At 67.6% G+C, this 1,229-nt stretch carries 1 protein-coding gene; it reads right to left on the bottom strand.

Going from position 1 to position 1,229, the window contains the following annotated elements; all coding sequences use genetic code 11:
• Positions 1-1,102, bottom strand: a 1,102-nt coding sequence (locus EOA29_RS36955) for a copper resistance CopC/CopD family protein (protein ID WP_127222425.1), incomplete at its 3' end; no start/stop codon positions are given.
• Positions 1,103-1,229: the final 127 nt, after the last annotated feature.

The following is a 1,229-nucleotide window of genomic DNA, read 5'->3' as shown; positions in this document are numbered from 1 at the left end:
GCTTCAACAGCAGCAGGCGGCCATAGGCGGTGTTGATCAATGCAGCCGGGGTCTGCACCTGGATGATCGCCAGTACGATGCCGCTCGCGGCGAGCACGGCAACGACAGGCAGGATCGCCCGCGAGAACCGGCGCAGGAAAACCTTCGCCTCCGCCGGCTGGTACCGCAATGCAAGGCCGAGCGGCGCCAGCGCGCCGGCCCAAAAGGCGATGGCCGTACCGTGCAGGAACACCAGCGGCCGCGTGAGCCATTGCGGCTCGGCGGCGCTCGCATGGCCGCTGGCGGCAAGCGCCGCGCCCACGCCGACGAGCCCGGCGAGCGCAAGCAGCTTGCGCGAAGCGCGCGGTCCGGCGAGCGACAGCAAAGCAAGCCCGAGCGCGGCCAGGGCGACAAGCACCGTCCAACCGATGCTCGTCTCGAGCGCGGTCTTCCAGACGACCGGCGCAGTGAACCGGGCAAGCGGCGCGCCGAGCGCGTCCAGTCCCTGAAAGCCGAGCGAAAATGGTGCGGCGACCAGTCCGCAGAGCAGGGCAGCAATGACGAAACGCCGGCCGCACCGCCGGTCTTCGGCGAGCCAGGCGAGCGAGAACGCGCCGCCGACGCCGAGAAAGAGGCCGGCATAGAGAAGGAGCTTTCCAACCCAGATCGCTGTGCGCGGCGACCAGTCGACCGTTTCAGCAGCGAAAGGCGCGACACTTGGCGCACCGATTGAAAACAGCGCCGAGCCGCCGACCGGATGGCCGTCCTCCGAAATCACCCGCCAGCTCAGCACATGCGTGCCGGATTTGAGTGTTTCGGGATTGTCGATCGCAAGCGTCAGGCCGTCGAGGCGAGAGGAGGTCAGCGGCAGTTGTGTTCCGTCCGGACGCACGAGCGTGAGCACCAGCGGCGAAACCGGCTCGCTGAAGGTCAGCGAGAACTGGGAAGGGCCCTGCACCAGCACCGCGCCATCGGCCGGATCGGTGGCGACCAGCGCCGCATGCGCGAAGGCGCGGCCAGGCAGCACCAGCAGCGCCATGAGCATGAAAGCGGCGAGCAGGCCGCTGGTGAGAGGCCTGATGCGGAGTCCGTTCAGGCAGGCTGGGAAGGTTGCTGCGTTCATGCCGTCTTTGCGAGAAGCGGTGGCGCGCCCGAATGGGACGCGCCATCAAGAGATCATTTCTTCGGCAGCAATTTGATGCCGGGCGCGGGATTTTTCAGCGCATTCGTGTCCTGGCCCGCCCCAGGAA

It is taken from the genome of Mesorhizobium sp. M1E.F.Ca.ET.063.01.1.1, assembly GCF_003998155.1.
Taxonomy (GTDB): domain Bacteria; phylum Pseudomonadota; class Alphaproteobacteria; order Rhizobiales; family Rhizobiaceae; genus Mesorhizobium.
The sequence above is the reverse complement of the archived record's forward strand: the minus strand, read 5'-3'. Positions and strand labels throughout refer to the sequence as shown.